The following is a 20,077-nucleotide window of genomic DNA, read 5'->3' as shown; positions in this document are numbered from 1 at the left end:
ATATTCCGGAGCTGGTACGCGAAGATATGCCTGTGTAGAGGTGATTGTGACGAGTTTCAAATCAACAAATATGGAATTCATCACTCGCACGCAGAACGTTTTCCGGTGTTAGTTCACTCAGCGTACAATGCCGCGAGCATGGCCTTTTCGGCCTGTCCGCCGCTGTGTTCTCTGTGACGAAGCACACAGAACGAACGACGCGGCAATTCGAAACGAACACGGTGCAGGGTCCCCGCCGCGAGTGACGGCGCAACCACCAGATCGGAGATCGCGGTCGCGTAGTCCGAGCTTTCGACCGCGGCCCGGATCGCCTCGTTGGACGGAAGCTCGAGTTTGACGTCGAGGCTGGACGGATCGACGCCGATATCGCGCAACGCCGCCTCGAACATCGACCGCGTGCCGGATCCGCGCTCGCGCAGGATCCAACCGGTAGTTGTCAATTTGTTTTCCGCAATTTGCGTCGTGCCGATCCACGGATGCCGTTTGCCGACCACGATCGCGAGACTGTCGCCGTCGATGCGGTCGTTGGTGAGCAGCGGATCGTCGATCTCGCCTTCGACCAAACCGAGATCGGCGTGCCCGTCGCGCACCGCGCGCGCGACCTGCTCGGTATTGGCAATCGTCACCTGCAGCGCGATCCCCGGATAGTTGCGCTGGAACGCGAGCAGCCGCGGCGGCAGCCAGTAGTTGCCGACCGTCTGACTGGCTGCGATGCTGAGCGCGCCTCGCTTCAGGCCGGCGATGTCGTCCAGCGCCTGCGCAGCCGCCCTGGCGCGAGCGACCACAGCGCGGGCTTCTTCAAGGAAGTCGCGGCCGGCCTGAGTCAGCACGATGCCGCGGCCGACACGATCGAACAGTCGGACGTCGTAGCGCGATTCCAGCGCGGCGATCGCCGCGCTGGTGGCCGATTGGGTGAGGTTCAGTCCGCTCGCGGCGCGGGTCATGTGTTGCTGTTCGGCGACCGCGATGAAGATGCGGAGCTGTTCCAGGGTCATCCATGCCATCCTGTGAGTTTGATCAGGCTCAGCGAGAAGCCCGAGATGAACAAGGCCGCGCACAGGCCGAGCAAGGCCGGACGCAGGCCGCGCGCGGCGAGCTTGCGCAGATCCGTCTCGAGCCCCATCGCCGCCAGCGCCATCGACAGCAGGAAGGCGGTGGCGGCGACGATCGGGGCTTTGACGTCCTGCGGGATGGCGATCAGCTGGTTGACGCCGACCATCGCCACGAAGCCGAGCACGAACCACGGCATCGGCGGCGCAGCGGTGCCGGCGGCCGAAGGCTCGTGCCGCGCACGGGCCCGCGCCAGCATGCCGAGACCGATCACCAGCGGCGCCAGCATCATCACCCGCGACAGCTTGGCGATGGTGCCGAACTCGCCGGCATCGTGCCCGCCCTGGAAGCTCGCGGCGACGACCTGGGCGATCTCGTGGATCGAGGCGCCGGTCCACAGCCCGAAGCCGTGGGCGTCGAGACCGAACGCGTTCTGGAGCAGTGGCGTACCGACCATCGCCAGCGACCCGAATACCGTGACGCAGGCGACGCCGTAAGCGACATCCTCGTCGTCGGCGCGGGTCACGGTGTTGGTGGCGATGATGGCGGAGGCGCCGCAGATCGAGGTGCCGGCGGCGATCAGCTCGCCGAGTTTGCGATCGACACCGAGCATGCGGCCGAGCCACACGGTGAAGCTGAAGGTCGCCAGCAGCGTCGCGGCGATGATCGCCAGCCCTTCGCCGCCGACCTCGAGCAGTTGCGCGACGGTGAGCTGCAGTCCGAGCAGGATGATGGCGAAGCGCAGCACCCGTCGAACGCTGAATTTGACCCCGGGCAGCGCCCATCCCGGCGTCCCGACGACGTTGTGGGCGACGATTCCGATCAGGATCGCCAGCAGCATCGGACTGACGCCCGCGAGCGCGGGGATCCGCTGCAACCCGAGAGCTGCGGCGGCGATCGTGGCCGTCAGCACCACGCCCGGCAGGATCGCGGCCAGGTGCCGGTCGATGCGGGGGTGCGGTTGATGGGTTCTGGCGTTCGAGGTCATGGGCAGGCTCCTTTTCCGGCCCATTCGATCGCGCGATGATCAATCAATCAAACAGATTATAATCGTTATATCAATCGATTTTACTGATTAAATAATCGCCTTGGTTCCGGTCGGCGCGTGGCGCAGGATCGCGGGGAACCCGGGCGGCCGGGGTTCGTTGCCAAGGCGCATGGCGTATCGCCCGCGTTGTCGCGGTGCGCGCCTGCGCAATCCAAGCGGAGCACGATCATGACCATGCTGGATGACGACACGGTTCAGTCCCGCAAATGGCATTCCGGATTCGGCGGCTTCCTGCTGCGGGACTGGCCCTACATTCTGATGCTGCTGCTGTCGCTCGGCGGCGTGGCCTATACCAGTTTCACCCAGACCGAGTTGTACTGGCTGCTGCTGACGCCGTTCGTCGGACTGGTGTGCGTGATCACCCGCTGGCCCCACGTCGAGGGCCGCGACGAGCATCTGCACCTCATCGTGTCGCAGGCGCTGCACTGGGCCGCGGTGCTGGTCGCGATGGAATTGATGTCGCTGCAGGTGCTCCGGCAGGTCACCGGCCTCGCGTCGCCGCTGAGCGTGCTGACGCTGCTGGCGCTGGGCACGTTCACCGCCGGTCTGCACATCCGCTCCTGGAAAGTCTGCGCGGTCGGCGCCATCCTCGGCGTCAGTGTGCCGGCGGTGGCGCTGCTGCAGCAATCCGCGCTGCTGATCCTGCTGGTCGTCGCCGTGGTGGTTGCGATCGCGGTGCCGTTCTTCTGGGCGCGGTCGCGCGAACCGGTCGGCCCGTCGCATCCGCTCTACGAAGCCCCGACCACCGCGAACGCACCGGTGACCGCGCCGCCGGCGGCCGCCGCTCCGGTGTCGCAGACGCCGCTGTTTGAGCCGCCGGTCGCCACGCCGGCGGCGCCGCAGCCGCCGTTCTATGAACCTGCGCCGCCGCCGACCGGGGTGGCACCGCCGGCCGCGGTCGCCACCGAACCGACCAGCGATGTCGAGCCGGAGCAATCCGACCGCGTTGCAAAGCCCGATGCCCAAGAGCCGCCGGCAGACGGCGAACCGCCGGGCAATGTCCGGAATATCTTCGCCGGGCGTTGATCCGATCGCGCGATGGCGGCGCCGCGCCGGCGTCGCCCGTTTCTTGACCTTGCGTGCGGCGCACAAAATACATCAGGATACGCATCGCCAGCCTGGAGCAATGCGATGTCGTCCATGATCCTGCCGACCGAGCCCGAGGCGCTGCCGAACCGCGCCGACGACAGTGCCGCGCTGGAGGCCGAGACGCGGCTGCGCAACGACATCCGGCTGCTCGGCCGGATTCTCGGCGACACCGTGCGCGACCAGGAAGGCGCCGCGGTGTTCGATCTGGTCGAGGGCATCCGCCAGACCTCGATCCGGTTTCACCGCGACGACGACACCACCGCGCGGCGCGAGCTCGAAGCCATCTTGGACGGCATGTCGGCCTCCGACACCGTGAAGATCGTTCGTGCCTTCAGCTATTTCTCGCACCTCGCCAACATCGCCGAAGACCAGAACAACATCCGCCAGATGCGGGTCGGCTCGACCGCGGGCTCGGCGCCGCGTGCCGGCATGCTGGCCAAGACGCTCGCGCATGCGCGCGCGGACGGGATCGGCGCAGCCGAGCTGCGCGATTTCTTCAAGACCGCTCTGGTGAGCCCGGTGCTGACCGCGCATCCGACCGAGGTGCGGCGCAAGAGCACGATGGACCGCGAGATGCAGATCGCGGCCTTGCTCGACGAGCGCGAGCGCGTCCAGCTCACGCCCGAGGAATGGGAGCAGAACGAGGAGCAGCTCCGCCGCGCGGTGGTGACGTTGTGGAAGACCAATCTGTTGCGCCGGACCAAGCTGACGGTGCTCGACGAAGTCACCAACGGCCTGTCGTTCTACGACTACACCTTCCTGCGCGAGGTGCCGCGGCTGCATTGCGCGCTGGAGGATCAGCTCGGCGGCGGCGAGGGCGCCGAGGCCGATGCGGAACTCGCGAGCTTCCTGCGGATGGGAAGCTGGATCGGCGGCGACCGCGATGGCAATCCGTTCGTCACCGCCGAGGTGCTGCACGGCACGTTGCAATTGCAGAGCGCCCGCGTGCTGCGGTTCTATCTCGACGAACTGCACGAGCTCGGCTCGGAATTGTCGCTGGCGTCGCATCTGGTGGCGATCAGCGACGAGGTCCGCGCGCTGGCCGAGCGCTCACCGGATCATTCGCCGCATCGCCGCCACGAGCCGTATCGGCTGGCGGTGTCGGGAATTTATGCGCGGCTGGCCGCGACCGCGGCGAAGCTGAGGATCGACAGCATCCGCGCCCCGGTCGGCGAAGCCGAGGCTTACGCGAGCGTGCACGACTTCAAGGCCGATCTCGACGCGATCCATCGTTCGCTGGTCGCCCACAATGCCGGCGTGATCGCGCGGGGCCGGCTGCGGCAGCTGCGCCGCGCCGCCGATTGCTTCGGCTTCCACCTCGCCAGCCTCGACATGCGGCAGAATTCCGCGGTGCACGAGCGCACCATCGCCGAACTGATGAACGCGGCGCATCCGGCCAGCGCCTATCTGGAGATCGGCGAAGACGCACGGATCGCGCTACTCACTGCCGAGCTGCGCAGCGCCCGGCCGCTGACCTCGATCTTCGTCAAATACAGCGACGAGACCGTCGGCGAACTCGCGGTGCTGCACGAGGCGGCGCAGGCGCACGCCACTTACGGCGCGGCGGCGATCCCGCAATGCATCATCTCGATGACCAAGGGCGTCTCCGACCTGCTCGAAGTCGCGGTGCTGCTCAAGGAGGTCGGACTGATCGATCCGTCGGGGCGCAGCGCGATCAACATCGTGCCGCTGTTCGAGACCATCGAGGATCTGCAGGCCTCCTCGGCGATCATGGACCGGCTGCTCGGCATCCCGGAATATCGCCGGCTGGTCGACAGCCGCGGCGGCGTGCAGGAAGTGATGCTCGGCTATTCAGACAGCAACAAGGACGGCGGCTTCGTCACCTCCGGCTGGGAACTGTACAAGGCCGAGATCGGGTTGATCGAGATCTTCGAACATCACGGCATCCGGCTGCGGCTGTTCCACGGCCGCGGCGGCTCGGTCGGCCGCGGCGGCGGGCCGAGCTACGACGCCATCGTGGCGCAGCCCGGCGGCGCGGTGAACGGCCAGATCCGCATCACCGAGCAGGGCGAGATCATCACCAGCAAATATTCCAACCGCGAGGTCGGCCGCAACAATCTGGAGATCCTCACCGCGGCGACGCTGGAGGCGAGCCTGCTGCAGCCCAAGCGCGTCGCGCCGCAGCGCGACTATCTCGACGCGATGGAGCAGCTCTCGGCGATGGCCTTCAAGGCCTATCGCGGCCTGGTCTACGAGACCGACGGCTTCGTCGATTACTTCTGGGCCTCGACGGTGATCACGGAGATCTCGACGCTGAACATCGGCAGCCGGCCGGCGTCGCGCAAGAAGACCCGCGCGATCGAGGATCTGCGCGCGATCCCCTGGGTGTTCTCATGGGCGCAATGCCGGCTGATGCTGCCCGGCTGGTACGGCTTCGGCAGCGCGGTCGAGGCCTGGATCGCCGCGCATCCCGACAAGGGCGTCCCGTTCCTGCGATCGATGTATCAGGAATGGCCGTTCTTCCGCACGCTGCTGTCGAACATGGACATGGTGCTTTCGAAGAGCTCGCTCGGCATCGCCTCGCGCTACGCCGAACTGGTTCCCGACGAGACGCTGCGGCGGGAGATCTTCGGCCGCATCCGCGCCGAATGGCACGCTTCGGTCGACGGCCTGCTGGCGATCATGGGCCACGACAAGCTGCTGCAGGGCAACCCGCTACTCGACCGCTCGATCCGCCACCGCTTCCCGTATCTCGACCCGCTCAACCACGTCCAGGTGCAGTTACTCCGCGAGCACCGCACGCATGATCCCGACGAGCAGATTCTGCGCGGCATTCAGCTGACGATCAACGGGATCTCGGCGGGGCTGCGGAACAGCGGCTGAGGGGGCGGGCGATCACGGTTGTGCTTTCCCGATCGTCTTCGGCGTCTTCCAGGAACCATCCCTCCGCTTCCACATTCTCCCGACGACAGCACTTTGGCTCGTGGAGAATTCGATGGAACAAACTTTGGCGACCGGCGCGCGTGGCGACCTGTCGGGAAAATCCGGTGTGTCGTGGGCCGCGGTGGTGGCAGGCGCCGTCGTGTCTTGCGCACTGACGCTGGTGCTGCTCGCGTTCGGCGCCGGCGTGGGGTTTTCGGTGGTCTCGCCCTGGGGCTCCGAGGGCGTCTCGGCGACGACCTTCAAGATCGGAACCGGTCTGTACTTCATCGTCATCGCGATGATCTCGTCGGCGGTCGGCGGCTATCTGGCCGGCCGGTTGCGCGCGAAATGGGTGGGGATCGATTCCAATGAAATCACATTCCGTGACACCGCGCACGGGCTGCTGGTGTGGGCGTTGGCGACTGTCGTGGGTGCGGCGCTTCTCGCGGCTCCGGCCAGTGCGCTGATCGGCGGCGTCGGCGCTGCGACATCGACCGTCGCCTCGGCCGCGCGATCCTCCGGCGCGATGGACGGTTATGTCGATCAGTTGCTGCGGGCTGGGCCGGCGCCCCAGGCCCAGGGCAATCCATCCGAATCCCGGGGTGAACTCACCCGACTGCTGACGTCGTCGGTCGAGAACGGCGACGGGCTGTCCGCCGGCGATCGCAGCTACGTCGCGAACCTCGTCGCGGCCAGGACCGGCCTCAGCCAGGCCGACGCCGAGCAGCGCGTCGATCAGGTGGTGACCGGCCTGAAGTCCAGCCTCGAGGACGCGCGCCAGGCCGGCCAGCAGCTCTCGATCTGGCTGACCTTGTCGCTGTTCATCGGCGCATTGAGCGCCTGTCTCGCCGCGATGGAAGGCGGCGGCTTGCGCGACGGAACGTGGGGCAAGCAGCCGGTGTTTCGTCGCAACTCGACTGCAACCTAAGGAGTGAACCAATGCCGATTCTCTTGTGGCTCGTCGGAATTCCCATTCCTCTCATCCTCCTCATCATGTTTCTGACGTGATGGAGATTCGAACAGGACGGCCTTCGGGCCGTCCTTTTTTGTGCGCGCCGACGGCCTCGGCGCGCACCGCGGATCATGGCGACAATTGCCGTTGCCAGGACTGCTGCGCTCGGAAACAGGCAATTCGCATCCAGATACCGCGAGCGGATGAATTACCCGCGACTTGGTAGGTGGGTAGTTGGCCTGTGCCGCGATATTCATCGTTCGTGACTACGAACTAATCAAATTCGGACGGCGGTCAAACTTTAGTCAGGATGGTGGCGACCGCGCCGACGGCGCTATTGAACGACGGCCGATCCGGCGACCGCGCGAGCGGTGCCGCGGCGGCCTGACATTCAAGCGCGCGCGCTCGCCCTGCATCTGCGGAGCGACCCCGACGATCAGCGGGGCACCGAGGTGGCGTCGATCGCGGCGGAGAAGGATGCGCCTCGATGTTGTATCTCCTGACTCATTACTGGATCTGGCTGGCCGTCGCGTTCGCGGTCGGGGTCGTCACGCCGCTGCTGGCGCAGAAACTCGGCTGGGCCGCGGACCTCGAAAACTACTGGCTGCAGCGCATCGGTGTGGTGCTGGCGATCGTCGTGGTGGTGATCGTGATGCAGCTCGTCTCGGGCCGGCCGGAGCTGATGCTGGAGGCGGCCGCCGGGCTGGTCGCCGCTTACATCGTCGGCGGCATTGCTGGTGGTATCGCGCCGGGGCTGCTGCCGGCGCGGTTCGAGGGCTGGTGGGTCGGGCTGTTCGCCACCGGGCTGATCTGGCTGGTGTTCAGCATCACCACGATGCCGAAGGTCGAGCCGGACCTGCGCGAGCGCGTCGCCGAGGTGGTGAAGAGCGCCGGCGCCGATCCGTTGAATTTCGATGTGTCGGGCCGCGACGTGCTGCTGCCGGACGATCTCGGCGCGAAGCGCGCGGTGCTGAGCGAGCAGATCGGGCAGGTCAAGGGCGTGCGGCTGGTATCGGAGGTCGAGGAGCTGAGCGGCGCGGCGCTGGCGGCGAAGACGGTCGCCAGGCTGCAGGCGGAAGTTGCCGCGAAGGCCGAGGCCGACGCCAAGGCCAAGGCCGAAGCCGAGGCGCGCGAGGCGGTCGAGAAGGCAGCGGTCGCCAAGGCCGCCAAGGACACTGCGGCGAAGCAGGCGGCGGCCAAGGCCAAGGCCGACGCCGAGGCGAAGGAAGCCGCGGCGAAGGAAGCCGCGGCGAAGGAAGCCGCCGAGATCGCGGCAAAGGAAGCGGCCGCCAAGGAGGCGGCGGCGAAGGAAGCTGCGGCCAAGGAGGCAGCCGCCAAGGAGGCCGCGGCCAAGGAAGCGGCTGCGAAGTCGGCCGCCGCGGAAGAGGCCAAGCCGGCCGCCGTCGCGCCGCCGGCCGCGCCCGCCGCCGCCGCGGCGACCCGCACCGCCGATGCCGCCGGCACCGCGTCGATCCCGTCGGTGGAGGCCTGCCAGAGCAAGCTGTCGACATTGGTCGCCGCGCAGAAGATCAATTTCATGCGCGGCAGCGCCGAGATCGCGCAGGCCTCATTGCCGGTGCTGAAGCAACTCGCGGAGGTGATCGCGCATTGCCCGGCGGCGACCATCGAGGTCGCCGGCCACACCGATGCCGCCGGCAAGAAGGCCGCCAACGAGGCGCTGTCGAAGCGCCGCGCCGAGGCGGTCGCCGACAACCTCACCAAGGCCGGGATCGGCTCGGCCAAGCTCACCGCCGTCGGCTACGGCGCGTCGAAGCCGCTCGCGGCCAACGACAGTGCGGACGGTCGTGCGAAGAATCGGCGGATCGAGTTCGTGGTGAAGTGACTAAGCGGTGCTCTCTTCACCCTCCCCTGAAGGGGGAGGGTCGGCTCGCAACTCGCGAAGCGAGATGCGGGACGGGGTGGGGTGAGCCGCGGGCACGGTGGATGAACTCTTCGCCACCCCACCCCGCTCGCTGCGCGAGCGACCCTCCCCCTCCAGGGGAGGGTGATCATCATGGCGACCGCAACTCTCGAAGTGCAGCCTCTCCCCGCACGCGGGGAGAGGTGAGGGCAGCTATGCTCAGATCGCGTCCCAGTTGAAGATGTCGGCGGAGCGGTCGAGCTTGTAGAACGAACCTTTCAGCGCCGGCATGCCGTGCTCGGCCAGCGTCTCGCAGGTCCAGCCGCCGTCGCGGTGCACCGAGCGGATCGGGCGCGACTGGCCCATCAGGAAGATCTCGTTCATCCGCACCGCGAAGATCTGGCCGGTGACGTCCTTCGCCGCATCGCCGAGCAGGAACACCGACAGCGGCGCGATCTTCTCCGGGCCCATCTGCTGCATCCGCGCGACGCGCGCCTTTTCGGCTTCGGTCTCGGTCGGGATGGTGCCGATCAGCCGCGACCAGGCGAACGGCGACACGCAATTGGAGCGGACGTTGAAGCGCTGCATGTCGAGCGCGATCGACTTCGACAGGCCGACGATGCCGAGCTTGGCGGCGGCGTAGTTGGCCTGGCCGAAATTGCCGATCAGCCCCGAGGTCGAGGTGAAGTGCACGAACGACCCGCTCTCCTGCTCGCGGAACAAGCGCGCGGCAGCGTGCGACACGTAGAACGAGCCCATCAGATGCACCTTGATGACCTGCTCGAAGGCGTCGATGCTCATGCGATGGAAGATCGCGTCGCGCAGGATGCCGGCATTGTTGACGACGCCGTCGAGCTTGCCCCAGGTGTCGACCGCCTGCTTGACGATCTTGCTGGCCGGCACGGCTTCCGCCACGCTTTCGAAATTGGCGACCGCGATGCCGCCTTCCTTCTTGATCTCCTCGACCACCTGCTCGGCCGGCGAGGCGTCAGTGCCCGAGCCGTCGGCGGCGACGCCCGGATCGTTGACGACGACCTTGGCGCCCTCGCGCGCCGCGAGCAGCGCGATCTCGCGCCCAATGCCGCGCCCCGCGCCGGTGACGATGATGACTTTGCCGTCGAGTGCCTTGGCCATGTGGTGTGTCTCCTTGTTGTTGTTCGTTGGTGGATGCGTCTGCGATGACCTCTCCCCGCGCGCGGGGAGAGGTCGACCCGGCGTCGCGCAGCGAAGCCGGGTCGGGTGAGGGGGCGTCTCCGCAAGGCCGAGCCGCTCAGGCTCGTCGAGGCGCCCCCTCACCCCAGCCCTCTCCCCGCACGCGGGGAGAGGGAGCGCGCCTCGCGGCGCTGATCGTCTGTAATTACTTCCTCCGGGCTCCAGTCGTCATGCGCGGGCTTGACCCGCGCATCCATCTTCTTCGAGCGATGGATCGCCGGGTCGAGCCCGGCGATGACGTGGTCTATTGCGGCTTGCGCCGAACTACTTCTCGTTCGTAAAGATGATCGTTCCCGACGCCGCGAACATGCCGCCGACGCCGTGGCAGACCGAGATCTTCGCGCCTTCCACCTGCGCCGGCGCGATGCCGCGCATCTGCCGGACGCTCTCCTGCAGCGCGTACATGCCGTACATGCCGGAGTGCATATAGCTCAGCCCGCCGCCATTGGTGTTGAGCGGCAGCTTGCCGCCGGGGCGGGTGTTGCCGTCGGCAATGAACTTGCCGGTCTCCTCATACGGCATGAAGCCGAGGTCGCCGAGGCCGAACAGCGGCAGATGCGCGAAGGCGTCGTAGATCATCAGGTGGTCGACGTCGCTGTGGCTGATGCCGGCCTCGCGGAACGCGGTCGGCCCCGCCACCTTGAAGGCGCGCGAGGAGTTGAAGCTCTCCATCTGGCTGACCATCGGCGTTTCCACGCTCTCGCCGGTGCCGAGCACATAGACCGGCTTGTGCGGGAAGTCCTTGGCGCGATCGGCCGAGGTCATGATCAGCGCGCCGCCGCCGTCGGTGACGAGGCAGCATTGCAGCAGCCGGAACGGATAGGCGATCATCCGCGAGTTCAGCACGTCGGCGACGGTGATCGGGTCCTTCATGGTCGCGCGCGGATTCTTCGCCGCCCATTCGCGCTGCACCACGGCGACCATCGCGAGCTGCTCGTGGGTGATGCCCCAGGTCTTCATGAAGCGCAGCACCGGGATCGGAAACTGGCTCGGCGGCCCGTAGATGCCGTAGGGCGCCTCGAACTGGCCCTGCAGGCTGTCGGCGGGGATCGAGCGCGGCAGCTTGCCGATCATCGATTTGCCGCTCTCGGCGTGGGTGATCAGCACGGTCTTGCACAGCCCGGCCTCGATCGCTGCCGCCGCGTGACGGACGTGCAGCATGAACGAGCAGCCGCCGACCGACGTGCCGTCGACCCAGCTCGGGGTGATGCCGAGATAATGCGCGATCTGCTGCGGGCTCTCGACCGCGGTGGCGACGCCGTCGATGTCGGACGGCTTCAGCCCGCAATCGGCCATCGCGTTCAGCGCGGCGTCGGCGTGGAGCTGGATCTGCGACATGTCGGGAATGACGCCGAGCTTGGTGGTCTCGGCGGCGCCGACGACGGCGACCTGATTGCGACGCATGGCGCTTACCCCTTCGCCGGACGGAATTGCGGAAGGGTGAGATTGTCGTCGATTTTCTGGAAGGTGACTTCGAGCTTCATGTCGAGCTCGAGCGCCTCCGGGGTCTGCGGACAATCGAGGATGTTGCTCATCATCCGCGGGCCTTCTTCCAACTCCACCACCGCGATGGCGTGGGGTTCGGTGAAGCCGGGCGCGAGCGGGCGGTGATTGATGACGTAGCTGTACAGCGTGCCCTTGCCGGAAGCCTTGAACACCGAAACGCCGCGCGAGCCGCATTTCGGGCAGAACGGACGCGGCGGGAAATACGCGTGCGCGCAGGAATCGCAGCGCTGCAGCCGCAACTCGCCCGCTTTGGCGCCGTCCCAATAATGCTGGGTTTCCGGGGTGATCTTCGGGCGTGCGCGCGCTGGTTCGGCCATCGTCTCTTGTTCTCTCCCTGAGCATTCGGCTTGTGAGCCCATCGGTTCCGGGCCTTGATGCGACATCGACCGGCCAGCGTCAACACGCGCCCGGCGCGGGGGGATGTGCGGGAAACGTATTCCGGGGCGCGAACAATCGGCGTCGTGGCGCATGGCCAAATGCCGGACTCCGCGCTACAGGAGACGCCAAGCAACCCTCAGTTCGGCGAAGCCGTGCGCGCCCAGACCGGCGTCGCCGGTCGACCTTCCAGCGGAATAGACGCCATGACGAAATTGCCCACGCTCGCAGTCCTCGCCGCCGATCTCGACGCCGGCCGCACCACCGCGCGCAAACTGGTCGACGATTGCCTGGCGCGGATCGACGACGCGGCGGGCGAGGGCGCGCGCGCCTTCATTCATGTCGATCGCGATGCGGCGCGCGAAGCCGCCGAGGCGATGGACAAGCTGCGCGCGATCAAGGCGGCGCCGTCGCCCTATGCCGGCATTCCGGTTTCGATCAAGGACCTGTTCGATATCAGGGGCCAGGTCACCCGCGCCGGCTCGCGCGCGCTCGACGACAATCCGCCGGCGGAGGACGACGCCCCCGCGGTGGCGCGGCTGCGGCGCGCCGGCTTCGTGGTGATCGGCCGCACCAACATGACCGAGTTCGCCTATTCCGGCATCGGCATCAATCCGCATTACGGCACGCCGAAATCGGCCTATGGCCGCGACGTCGGCTACGTGCCGGGCGGCTCGTCCTCGGGCGCGGCGGTGTCGGTCGCCGACGGCATGGCGCATGCCGGGCTCGGCACCGACACCGGCGGCTCGTGCCGGATTCCGGCGGCGTTCAACGGCATCGTCGGCTACAAGCCGTCGCAGCAACGCGTGCCGCGCGACGGCGCGGTGCCGCTGTCGTTCTCGCTGGATTCGATCGGGCCGCTGGCGCGCAGCGTCGCCTGCTGCGCGGTGCTCGACGCCGTGCTCGCCGACGAAGAGATCGTGCCGCTGGCGCCGCGGCCACTGAAGGGGCTGCGGCTGGCGGTGCCGACCACGGTGGCGCTCGACGAACTCGATGAAGCGGTGAGACTCGCGTTCGAGCGCGCGCTGAAGGCGCTGGCCGGCCACGGCGCGATCATCGAGAAGATCGAGGTGCCGGAATTCAACGACGTGGCACCCCTCAGCGCCAAAGGCGGCCTCACCGCGGCGGAGAGCTACGCCTGGCATCGCTATCTGATCGTGGCGCAAGGCGACGTCTACGACCCGCGGGTGCGCGAGCGCATCCTGCGCGGCGAGAGCCAGAGCGCCGCGGACTATGTCGACACCATCACGGCGCGCAAATCGCTGATCGCGCGCGCCACCACGCGGCTCGCGCCCTACGATGCAGTGGTGATGCCGACCACGGCCAACACGCCGCCGGCCATCGCCGACCTCGCCGACGACAAGGCGTTCACCAAGGCCAATCTGCTGGCGTTGCGCAATTGCACGCTCATCAACATGATCGACGGCTGCGCGATCTCGCTGCCGTGCCATCAGGACGGCGAAGCGCCGGTCGGGCTGATGGTGGCCGGCGTCAACGGCGCCGATCGCGACGTTTTCGAAGTGGCGGCGGGCGTGGAGGCGGTGCTTCGTGGTTGATCTGTCGTTCATCCTCGACGCGCAGGGCGCGCGCACGCCGCTGACGCTGCCGATCTCGCAGGCCGTGATCGCCGGCTGGACCGGGCGCGATCCGGTGGCGCGCGACAAGCACATCGTCGAACTCGAAGCGCTGGGCATCGCGCGGCCGGCGTCAACGCCGATCTATTATCGCGTCGCGGCGTCGCGCCTCACCATGGCGACGTCGATCGAAGTCTCGGGAGGCGATTCGTCCGGTGAGGTCGAGTTCGTGCTGATCGGCCATGCCGGCCGTATCCTGGTCGGCGTCGGCTCCGACCACACCGACCGCAAAGTCGAGGCCTATGGCGTCACGGTGTCGAAGCAGATGTGCGACAAGCCGATCGCACCGGAGCTGTGGGACTTCAGCGAAGTCGAAGCGCATTGGGACCGGATCGTGCTGCGCTCGTTCGCCACCATCGGTGGCGTGCGCGTGCTGTATCAGGAGGGCACGCTCGACCACATGCTGCCGGCGCGCGAACTGATGTCGCGCGGGTTCGGCGCGGGCGGACTGCCGGACGGCTGCGCGCTGTTCGGCGGCACCTTCGCGGCCAAAGGCGGCATCCGCCCGGCGACCCGGTTCGAGTTCGAGATCGACGATCCGGTGCTGGGGCGCGTCATTCGTCACGGTTACGATGTGATCGAGCTGCCGATTTTGGGGTGAGGGGCGCGTTGCGCGTCCTTTTGGTCCCCCACGTCATTCCGGGGCACGCGCGTTAGCGCGTGAACCCGGAATCCAGACGTTCAGGGCACCTCGGGATTCCGGGTTCGCTCACTTCGTGAGCGCCCCGGAATGACGAACGCTATGTTCGTGGAAGCGCGAACTAGACCTTCGCCTTCGCGACGCTGAAGGTGGCGTTGGCGCGAGCGCAGCGGGCGCCGTCGGCGATGACGAAGCACTGCACCACGCACAGCGACCCACCGAGCTTGACCACCTCGGGCTCGATCTGCAGCCATTGCCCGATCTTCGCCGAGCCGAGGAAGTCGATCGCCAGCGAGGCGGTGAGCAGCCGCTCGCCGCCGCCGAGCTTGAGCGCGCAGCTGTAGCCCATCGCGGCGTCAGCGAGCGCGGCGATCAGTCCGCCATGGGCGAGGCCGCGCGAATTGGTGTGGGCGTCGCGGATGCGCAGGCCGAGCATCACCGCATCCACCGTGGTCCTCGCATAGAGCGGCTCCCACGGCGCGGTGAGGGGGCTCGGCCGGGTGTGGCGGGTGAAGCCCGCGGGGATGTCGGGCGTTTCGGTGTGGTCGGATTCGGTCATGCAAGCGCTCGCGTTGAACCTGCGCATTTGACCGCACGCGCGTCGCTGCCGCAACGCCGACAAAGTTTGAAGCGCGGTTTGAGAGGGTGTTTGAAACGGCGCGTCGGAGGCCGCGATGCGCGCCGCACCCGCCTTCGTCATTCCGGGGCGCTCGCGCAGCGAGCGAACCCGGAATCCAGAGGTTCAGGGCATCTCGGGATTCCGGGTTCGCGAGCTTGCGCTCGCGCCCCGGAATGACCTGCGCGACGGAGCTTACGTGAACCTTGTCAGTACGGCAGGCCGACGTAGTTTTCCGCCAGCGAGGTGATCGCGGCCTGCGAGCTGATCAGATAGTCGAGCTCGGCGGTCTGGATGCGTTGGGAGAAGGCGTCGCTGTCGGGGAAGCGGTGCAGCATCGAGGTCATCCACCACGAGAACCGCTCGGCCTTCCACACCCGGCGCAGCGCGTCGGCCGAATAGGCGTCGATCCCCGCCTTGGAGTGCTCGCCGTAGAATTCGCGCAACGCGCGCGACAGGTAGTACACGTCGCTGGCGGCGAGGTTGAGGCCCTTGGCGCCGGTCGGCGGCACGATGTGGGCGGCGTCGCCGGCCAGAAATAATCTCCCGAACCGCATCGGCTCGGCGACGAATGAGCGCAGCGGCGCGATGCTCTTCTCGATCGACGCCCCGGTGACCAGCTTGTCCGCGGCTTCAGGATCGAGCCTGTGCTTCAACTCGTCCCAGAACCGGTCGTCGCTCCATTGCGCGACGTCGTCGGAGAGCGGGCACTGCACGTAATAGCGGCTGCGCTGCGTCGAGCGCATCGAGCACAGCGCGAAGCCGCGCTCGTGGTTGACGTAGATCAGTTCGTGCGACACCGGCGGCGTATCCGACAGCACGCCGAGCCAGCCGAACGGATACACCCGCTCGAAGCTCTGGACCGCGCCGGCCACGCTTTGCCGCGACACGCCGTGGAAGCCGTCGCAGCCGGCGATGAAATCGCAGGCGAGCTCGTGGGTGACGCCGTCCTTGACCCAGCGCACCTTCGGCGTGTCGCCGTCGAAATCGTGCAGGCTGACATCGGCGGCATCGTAGACGGTGGTGAGGCCGGCGGCCTTGCGCGCCTCCATCAGGTCGCGCGTCACCTCGGTCTGGCCGTAGACGGTGACGTGCTTGCCGCCCGTGGTGCCGGCGAGATCGATGCGGTGGCGCTTGCCGGAGAACGCGATCTCGAAGCCGTCATGCACCAGGCCTTCCTGATGCAGCCGTGCGCCGACCCCGGCTTCGTCGAGCAGCCCGACCAGGCCCTGTTCCAGCACCCCGGCGCGGATCCGGGACAGCACATAATCGGGGTCTTTGCGTTCCAGAATGACCGCGTCGATGCCGTAGCGGTGCAGCAACTGGCCGAGCAGCAGGCCGGATGGGCCGGCGCCGATGATGGCGACTTGCGTGCGCATGGGCGTTCCCCGCAGGTTGGTTCGTCGCCTCGTTACGAGACCCTGCCGCCGCCGTCCAGTTGTCGTCCGATATCTACCAGCTATTACAAGGCTGTCACTTGCTTTAATGGTTATGTTCTATAACAATGCAACCAAAGGCCGAATGAAGCCGTCCAACAGGGAGAGACCCAAATGAGGAAGACGATGCTCGCGCTGCTGCTCGCAGCCAGCATGACGCCTGCGGTTGTATCCGCCGCCTCGGCGCAGGACAAAACCGTCAACTGGAAGGTCTCGTTGTGGGTGCCGCCGGCGCATCCGCTGGTTCCGGCGACCAAGGAATGGGCCGCCGACATTGAGAAGGCCTCGGGCGGCACCATCAAGATGGCCGTCTTCCCCTCCGAACAGCTCGGCAAGGCGTTCGACCATTACGACATGGCGCGCGACGGCATCGCCGACGTCACCTATGTGAACCCCGGCTATCAGCCCGGCCGCTTCCCGATCGTCTCCGCCGGCCAACTGCCGTTCCTGTTCAAGGACGGCAAGAAGGGCACGCTGGCGTTCAACGAATGGTACCACAAATACGCGCCGACCGAGATGAAGGACACCAAGCTGTGCTTCGCCTTCATCCATGATCCGGGGGCGCTGCACGGCAAGAAGAAGGTGGTGGTGCCGGCCGACATGAAGGGCCTCAAGGTGCGGCCGGCGCAGTCGACCATCGGCGAGATGGTCAAGCTGTTCGGCGGCACCAATGTGCAGGCTTCGGCGCCGGAATCGCGCGACGCGCTGGAGCGCGGCGTCGCCGACGAAATCACCTTCCCGTGGGGCTCGATCTTCCTGTTCGGCATCGACAAGGTGGTCAAGTATCACATGGACGTGCCGCTGTATTCGACGGTGTTCACCTACAACATCGGCCTGAAGGCCTACAACGCGCTGTCGGCCACCCAGAAGAAGGTGATCGACGATCATTGCACGCCGGAATGGGCCTCCAAGGTTACCGACCCGTGGGTCGATTTCGAGGCCAACGGCCGCACCAAGATGAAGGCGCTGGAAGGCCACGAGGTGTATCCGCTGACGGCCGAACAACTCGCCGAATGGAAGAAGGCGACCGAGCCCCTGCACACGAGCTGGGCCGAGGCGGTGAAGAAGGCGGGTGGCGACGCCGCTGCCATCGATGGCGAACTCAAGGCCGCGCTGAAGAAGTACGACGCCGGGCTGTAAGGCTCCGGCGTCATCCTTCGAGGCTCGCGCCATCGGCGCGAGCCTCGAAGGATGGCAACGGCCGCCGTCGCCCTTCGAGGCCGTCGCTGCGCGCCGGCGCCTCAGGGTGACGGCTCCTTTCCCGTTCCGATGATGACAACGTTCGCCCCATGACCTTCGCCCCATGACCTCCGATTTCGACAGACTGACCAATCGTCTGCCCGGCGCGCTGCCGACGCGGCGGTTTCCGAAGAACGGCATGGATCGCTTCATCGACGTGATCGAATGGATCGCGGCGTTCTTCGTCGGCGTCGTCGCCCTGAACACCTTCCTCGCGGTGTTCATGCGCAAATTCTTCTCGGTGACGATCCCCGATTACTACAATGTCGGCCAGTTCCTGCTCGGCATCCTGATCTTCTGGGGGATCGCGGCGACGTCCTATCGCGGCACCCACATCACCGTCGATCTGCTGTGGGGCAATGTCGGCCCCCGGGCGCAGCGCTGGATCGACGTGTTCGCGACGCTGGTGCTGCTGTTCGTCGTCACGGTGCAGACCTACACGCTGTTCGACAAGGTGGTGACGACCAGGGCCGACCACATCGTCACCATGGACCTGCAAATGCCGATCTGGCCGTTCTTTCTCGTCGCCTGGCTCGGCGACGTCGCGGCCGTCGTGCTGATCGCGATTCGAACCTGGCGGCTGATCTTCCATCCGGACGAACTGCACGACCCCAAATTCAAGCCGGTGGAATGACCATGGACAACGACGTGGTGGCGCTGATCGGTTTCGTCAGCCTGTTCGCGCTGATGCTGCTGCGCGTGCCGATCGGCATGGCGATGGGGCTCGTCGGCATCACCGGCTTCGGCTATCTCACCGGCTTCGAGCCGGCGCTGAAGCTGATCGGCCAGACCACGATGCGCACGGTCACCGACTATTCCTTCGGCGTGATCCCGATGTTCCTGCTGATGGGCGCCTTCGTGTCGGTGTCGGGCATCAGCCGCGAATTGTTCCGCGCCGGCTACACCTTCGTCGGGCATTGGCGCGGCGGCCTCGGTATCGCCACCATCGCGGCCTGCGGCGGCTTCGCGGCGATCTCCGGCTCGTCGGTGGCGACGGCGGCGACGTTCTCCTCGGTCGCCTATCCGGAAATGCGGCGCTACAATTATCCGCAATCCTTCTCCACCGGGGTGATCGCGGTCGGCGGCACGTTGGGCGCGATGCTGCCGCCCTCGACCGTGCTCGCGGTCTACGGCATCATCACCCAGCAGGACATCGGCAAATTGTTCATGGCCGGCATCGTTCCCGGCCTGCTGGCGATCATCATGCACATGATCACCATCGCGGTGATCGGCGTGGCGCGGCCGGGCTATCTGCCGACCGCCCCGCGCAGTTCGTGGCGCGACCGGATGCTGGCGTTCCGCGACGTCTGGTCGCCGCTGCTGCTGTTCATCTTCGTGATCGGCGGGCTGTATGGCGGGTTCTTCATCCCGACCGAGGCTGGCGCGGTCGGTGCCGTCGGCGCCTTCCTGATCGGCATCGCGCGCGGCAAGCTGACCCGCGACGGCATCCTGCAATCGCTGCTGCAGGCGACACGCACCGCGGCCGCGGTGTTCACCGTGCTGATCGGCGCGCTGTGTTTCGGCTATTTCCTCACCATCACCCAGACCCCGCAGGCGATCACCGAGTTCCTCACCGGCCTCGGCCTCGGGCCCTACGGCGTGCTGGCGCTGATCCTGGTGATGTATCTGGTGCTCGGCTGTGTGATGGACGCGATGGCGATGGTGATCCTCACCGTGCCGATCGTGTTCCCGGTGATCACCTCGCTCGGCTTCGATCCGATCTGGTTCGGCGTCATCGTGGTGGTGACGGTCGAACTCGGACTGATCTCGCCGCCGGTCGGGATGAACGTGTTCGTGATCAAGAGCGTGATCAAGGATGTCAGCATGGGCACCGTGTTCAGGGGCGTGGCGCCGTTCGTGGTCACCGACGTGATCCGGCTGGTGATCCTGATCCTGTTCCCGATCCTGGCGACCTGGCTGCCGCAACGCATGGTAGGATGACGCAATGAAACCCGTGCTCGAGACCCGTTACGTCTTCACCATCACCGCGAGGATCGGCGAGGTGATCTCCGCCGGCGACACCGGCGCCGGCGTGCGCCGGGTGATTCCGGTGATCGGCGGCGAGGTCAAAGGCGAGGGCATCAGCGGCCGCGTGCTGGCGTCGGGCGCCGATTTCCAGATCATCCGGCCGAACGAACTGATCGAGCTCGAGGCCAAATACGCGTTCGAGACCGACGACGGCGCGGTGATCTATGTCGAGAATGTCGGCATCCGGTTCGGGCCGGTCGAGCTGTTGCAGAAGCTGAAGCGCGGCGAGCCGGTCGACCCGAAGCTGATCTATTTCCGCACCCGGCCGCGGTTCGAGACCGGCCATCCGAACTACCAATGGCTGACCACGCATCTGTTCATCGGCTCCGCCGCCCGCCACGCCGACCGCGTCGTGATCGACGTGCATCAGGTGCTGTGAAGCGCGACCTCGCCGGCCTCTCAACACGTTCGCCGTCATCCTGAGGTGCGAGGGCAGCCAGAGCGGCAACCTCGCCGCATTCGCGGCCGCCCGAGCCTCGAAGGATGGCCGCGCGCGAGGTGCCCGTGG

17 protein-coding genes are annotated in these 20,077 nt (G+C 66.9%); 10 read left to right on the top strand and 7 right to left on the bottom strand.

Annotated elements, in window-relative coordinates:
• Positions 1 to 113: 113 nt before the first annotated feature.
• Positions 114 to 995, bottom strand: coding sequence for a LysR family transcriptional regulator (locus RPB_RS18140; RefSeq protein ID WP_011442474.1), 882 nt, complete (start codon positions 993 to 995; stop codon positions 114 to 116).
• Positions 992 to 2,038 carry a YeiH family protein gene (locus RPB_RS18135; RefSeq protein ID WP_011442473.1) on the bottom strand — a complete coding sequence of 349 codons (1,047 nt, stop codon included), beginning with the start codon at positions 2,036 to 2,038 and terminating at the stop codon, positions 992 to 994. The genes RPB_RS18140 and RPB_RS18135 overlap by 4 nt, the downstream gene beginning before the upstream one ends.
• Before the next feature lie 228 nt (positions 2,039 to 2,266).
• Between RPB_RS18135 and RPB_RS18130 the strand changes: the two genes are divergently transcribed.
• The 4 genes from RPB_RS18130 (at position 2,267) to RPB_RS18115 (ending at position 8,865) form a co-directional block, all read left to right on the top strand.
• A complete protein-coding gene (locus tag RPB_RS18130; protein WP_011442472.1) occupies positions 2,267 to 3,124 on the top strand; it encodes a hypothetical protein in 858 nt (285 codons plus the stop codon).
• A 105-nt stretch (positions 3,125 to 3,229) separates the two neighbouring features.
• Complete coding sequence (gene ppc, locus RPB_RS18125) at positions 3,230 to 6,031, top strand: phosphoenolpyruvate carboxylase (RefSeq protein WP_011442471.1); 2,802 nt, start codon at positions 3,230 to 3,232, stop codon at positions 6,029 to 6,031.
• A 112-nt stretch (positions 6,032 to 6,143) separates the two neighbouring features.
• Positions 6,144 to 6,998 carry a hypothetical protein gene (locus RPB_RS18120; protein ID WP_011442470.1) on the top strand — a complete coding sequence of 285 codons (855 nt, stop codon included), beginning with the start codon at positions 6,144 to 6,146 and terminating at the stop codon, positions 6,996 to 6,998.
• Positions 6,999 to 7,509: 511 nt separating this feature from the next.
• Positions 7,510 to 8,865, top strand: coding sequence for an OmpA family protein (locus RPB_RS18115; protein ID WP_011442469.1), 1,356 nt, complete (start codon positions 7,510 to 7,512; stop codon positions 8,863 to 8,865).
• Positions 8,866 to 9,102: 237 nt separating this feature from the next.
• Here RPB_RS18115 and RPB_RS18110 read toward each other — a convergent pair whose 3' ends face one another.
• The 3 genes from RPB_RS18110 to RPB_RS18100 all read right to left on the bottom strand — a co-directional run bounded on the left by RPB_RS18110 (position 9,103) and on the right by RPB_RS18100 (position 11,918).
• Positions 9,103 to 10,017 carry an SDR family NAD(P)-dependent oxidoreductase gene (locus RPB_RS18110; RefSeq protein WP_011442468.1) on the bottom strand — a complete coding sequence of 305 codons (915 nt, stop codon included), beginning with the start codon at positions 10,015 to 10,017 and terminating at the stop codon, positions 9,103 to 9,105.
• A gap of 342 nt (positions 10,018 to 10,359) precedes the next feature.
• Complete coding sequence (locus RPB_RS18105) at positions 10,360 to 11,499, bottom strand: thiolase C-terminal domain-containing protein (RefSeq protein ID WP_011442467.1); 1,140 nt, start codon at positions 11,497 to 11,499, stop codon at positions 10,360 to 10,362.
• Between the two features lie 5 nt (positions 11,500 to 11,504).
• Positions 11,505 to 11,918, bottom strand: coding sequence for a Zn-ribbon domain-containing OB-fold protein (locus RPB_RS18100; protein WP_011442466.1), 414 nt, complete (start codon positions 11,916 to 11,918; stop codon positions 11,505 to 11,507).
• Positions 11,919 to 12,182: 264 nt separating this feature from the next.
• Between RPB_RS18100 and RPB_RS18095 the strand changes: the two genes are divergently transcribed.
• Both RPB_RS18095 and RPB_RS18090 read left to right on the top strand, forming a co-directional pair.
• Positions 12,183 to 13,532, top strand: a complete 1,350-nt coding sequence (locus RPB_RS18095; protein WP_011442465.1) for an amidase — start codon at positions 12,183 to 12,185, stop codon at positions 13,530 to 13,532.
• Positions 13,525 to 14,211 (top strand): DUF2848 domain-containing protein, encoded by a 687-nt coding sequence (locus tag RPB_RS18090; RefSeq protein WP_011442464.1) that lies wholly within the window; start codon positions 13,525 to 13,527, stop codon positions 14,209 to 14,211. The genes RPB_RS18095 and RPB_RS18090 overlap by 8 nt, the downstream gene beginning before the upstream one ends.
• 160 nt (positions 14,212 to 14,371) lie before the next feature.
• Here RPB_RS18090 and RPB_RS18085 read toward each other — a convergent pair whose 3' ends face one another.
• Positions 14,372 to 14,809 carry a PaaI family thioesterase gene (locus RPB_RS18085; RefSeq protein WP_011442463.1) on the bottom strand — a complete coding sequence of 146 codons (438 nt, stop codon included), beginning with the start codon at positions 14,807 to 14,809 and terminating at the stop codon, positions 14,372 to 14,374.
• 266 nt (positions 14,810 to 15,075) lie between these two features.
• Entirely contained in the window at positions 15,076 to 16,245 is a 1,170-nt protein-coding gene (gene pobA / locus RPB_RS18080) for a 4-hydroxybenzoate 3-monooxygenase (RefSeq protein WP_011442462.1), read from the bottom strand.
• A gap of 171 nt (positions 16,246 to 16,416) precedes the next feature.
• Between pobA and RPB_RS18075 the strand changes: the two genes are divergently transcribed.
• The 4 genes from RPB_RS18075 to RPB_RS18060 all read left to right on the top strand — a co-directional run bounded on the left by RPB_RS18075 (position 16,417) and on the right by RPB_RS18060 (position 19,948).
• Positions 16,417 to 17,442 carry a TRAP transporter substrate-binding protein gene (locus RPB_RS18075; protein ID WP_011442461.1) on the top strand — a complete coding sequence of 342 codons (1,026 nt, stop codon included), beginning with the start codon at positions 16,417 to 16,419 and terminating at the stop codon, positions 17,440 to 17,442.
• Between the two features lie 238 nt (positions 17,443 to 17,680).
• A complete protein-coding gene (locus RPB_RS18070) occupies positions 17,681 to 18,175 on the top strand; it encodes a TRAP transporter small permease (RefSeq protein WP_041798851.1) in 495 nt (164 codons plus the stop codon).
• A 2-nt stretch (positions 18,176 to 18,177) separates the two neighbouring features.
• Positions 18,178 to 19,482: a TRAP transporter large permease gene (locus tag RPB_RS18065; RefSeq protein ID WP_041798333.1), complete on the top strand. Its 1,305-nt coding sequence runs from the start codon at positions 18,178 to 18,180 to the stop codon at positions 19,480 to 19,482.
• A gap of 4 nt (positions 19,483 to 19,486) precedes the next feature.
• Positions 19,487 to 19,948, top strand: coding sequence for a DUF3237 domain-containing protein (locus RPB_RS18060; protein ID WP_011442458.1), 462 nt, complete (start codon positions 19,487 to 19,489; stop codon positions 19,946 to 19,948).
• Positions 19,949 to 20,077: the final 129 nt, after the last annotated feature.

Origin of the sequence: Rhodopseudomonas palustris HaA2 (genome assembly GCF_000013365.1) — a bacterium.
In the GTDB taxonomy this organism is placed as follows: Bacteria; Pseudomonadota; Alphaproteobacteria; order Rhizobiales; family Xanthobacteraceae; genus Rhodopseudomonas; species Rhodopseudomonas palustris_J.
Note: the sequence above shows the minus strand (reverse complement) of the source record. Positions and strands in the feature narration are given on the sequence as shown.

What these genes read in the sequence shown, in the direction of transcription:
- RPB_RS18140 (WP_011442474.1), bottom strand. Translation starts at nt 995, where the DNA reads ATGACCCTGGAACAGCTCCGCATCTTCATCGCGGTCGCCGAACAGCAA.
- RPB_RS18135 (WP_011442473.1), bottom strand. Translation starts at nt 2,038, where the DNA reads ATGACCTCGAACGCCAGAACCCATCAACCGCACCCCCGCATCGACCGG.
- RPB_RS18130 (WP_011442472.1), top strand. Translation starts at nt 2,267, where the DNA reads ATGACCATGCTGGATGACGACACGGTTCAGTCCCGCAAATGGCATTCC.
- ppc (WP_011442471.1), top strand. Translation starts at nt 3,230, where the DNA reads ATGTCGTCCATGATCCTGCCGACCGAGCCCGAGGCGCTGCCGAACCGC.
- RPB_RS18120 (WP_011442470.1), top strand. Translation starts at nt 6,144, where the DNA reads ATGGAACAAACTTTGGCGACCGGCGCGCGTGGCGACCTGTCGGGAAAA.
- RPB_RS18115 (WP_011442469.1), top strand. Translation starts at nt 7,510, where the DNA reads ATGTTGTATCTCCTGACTCATTACTGGATCTGGCTGGCCGTCGCGTTC.
- RPB_RS18110 (WP_011442468.1), bottom strand. Translation starts at nt 10,017, where the DNA reads ATGGCCAAGGCACTCGACGGCAAAGTCATCATCGTCACCGGCGCGGGG.
- RPB_RS18105 (WP_011442467.1), bottom strand. Translation starts at nt 11,499, where the DNA reads ATGCGTCGCAATCAGGTCGCCGTCGTCGGCGCCGCCGAGACCACCAAG.
- RPB_RS18100 (WP_011442466.1), bottom strand. Translation starts at nt 11,918, where the DNA reads ATGGCCGAACCAGCGCGCGCACGCCCGAAGATCACCCCGGAAACCCAG.
- RPB_RS18095 (WP_011442465.1), top strand. Translation starts at nt 12,183, where the DNA reads ATGACGAAATTGCCCACGCTCGCAGTCCTCGCCGCCGATCTCGACGCC.
- RPB_RS18085 (WP_011442463.1), bottom strand. Translation starts at nt 14,809, where the DNA reads ATGACCGAATCCGACCACACCGAAACGCCCGACATCCCCGCGGGCTTC.
- pobA (WP_011442462.1), bottom strand. Translation starts at nt 16,245, where the DNA reads ATGCGCACGCAAGTCGCCATCATCGGCGCCGGCCCATCCGGCCTGCTG.
- RPB_RS18075 (WP_011442461.1), top strand. Translation starts at nt 16,417, where the DNA reads ATGAGGAAGACGATGCTCGCGCTGCTGCTCGCAGCCAGCATGACGCCT.
- RPB_RS18070 (WP_041798851.1), top strand. Translation starts at nt 17,681, where the DNA reads ATGGATCGCTTCATCGACGTGATCGAATGGATCGCGGCGTTCTTCGTC.
- RPB_RS18065 (WP_041798333.1), top strand. Translation starts at nt 18,178, where the DNA reads ATGGACAACGACGTGGTGGCGCTGATCGGTTTCGTCAGCCTGTTCGCG.
- RPB_RS18060 (WP_011442458.1), top strand. Translation starts at nt 19,487, where the DNA reads ATGAAACCCGTGCTCGAGACCCGTTACGTCTTCACCATCACCGCGAGG.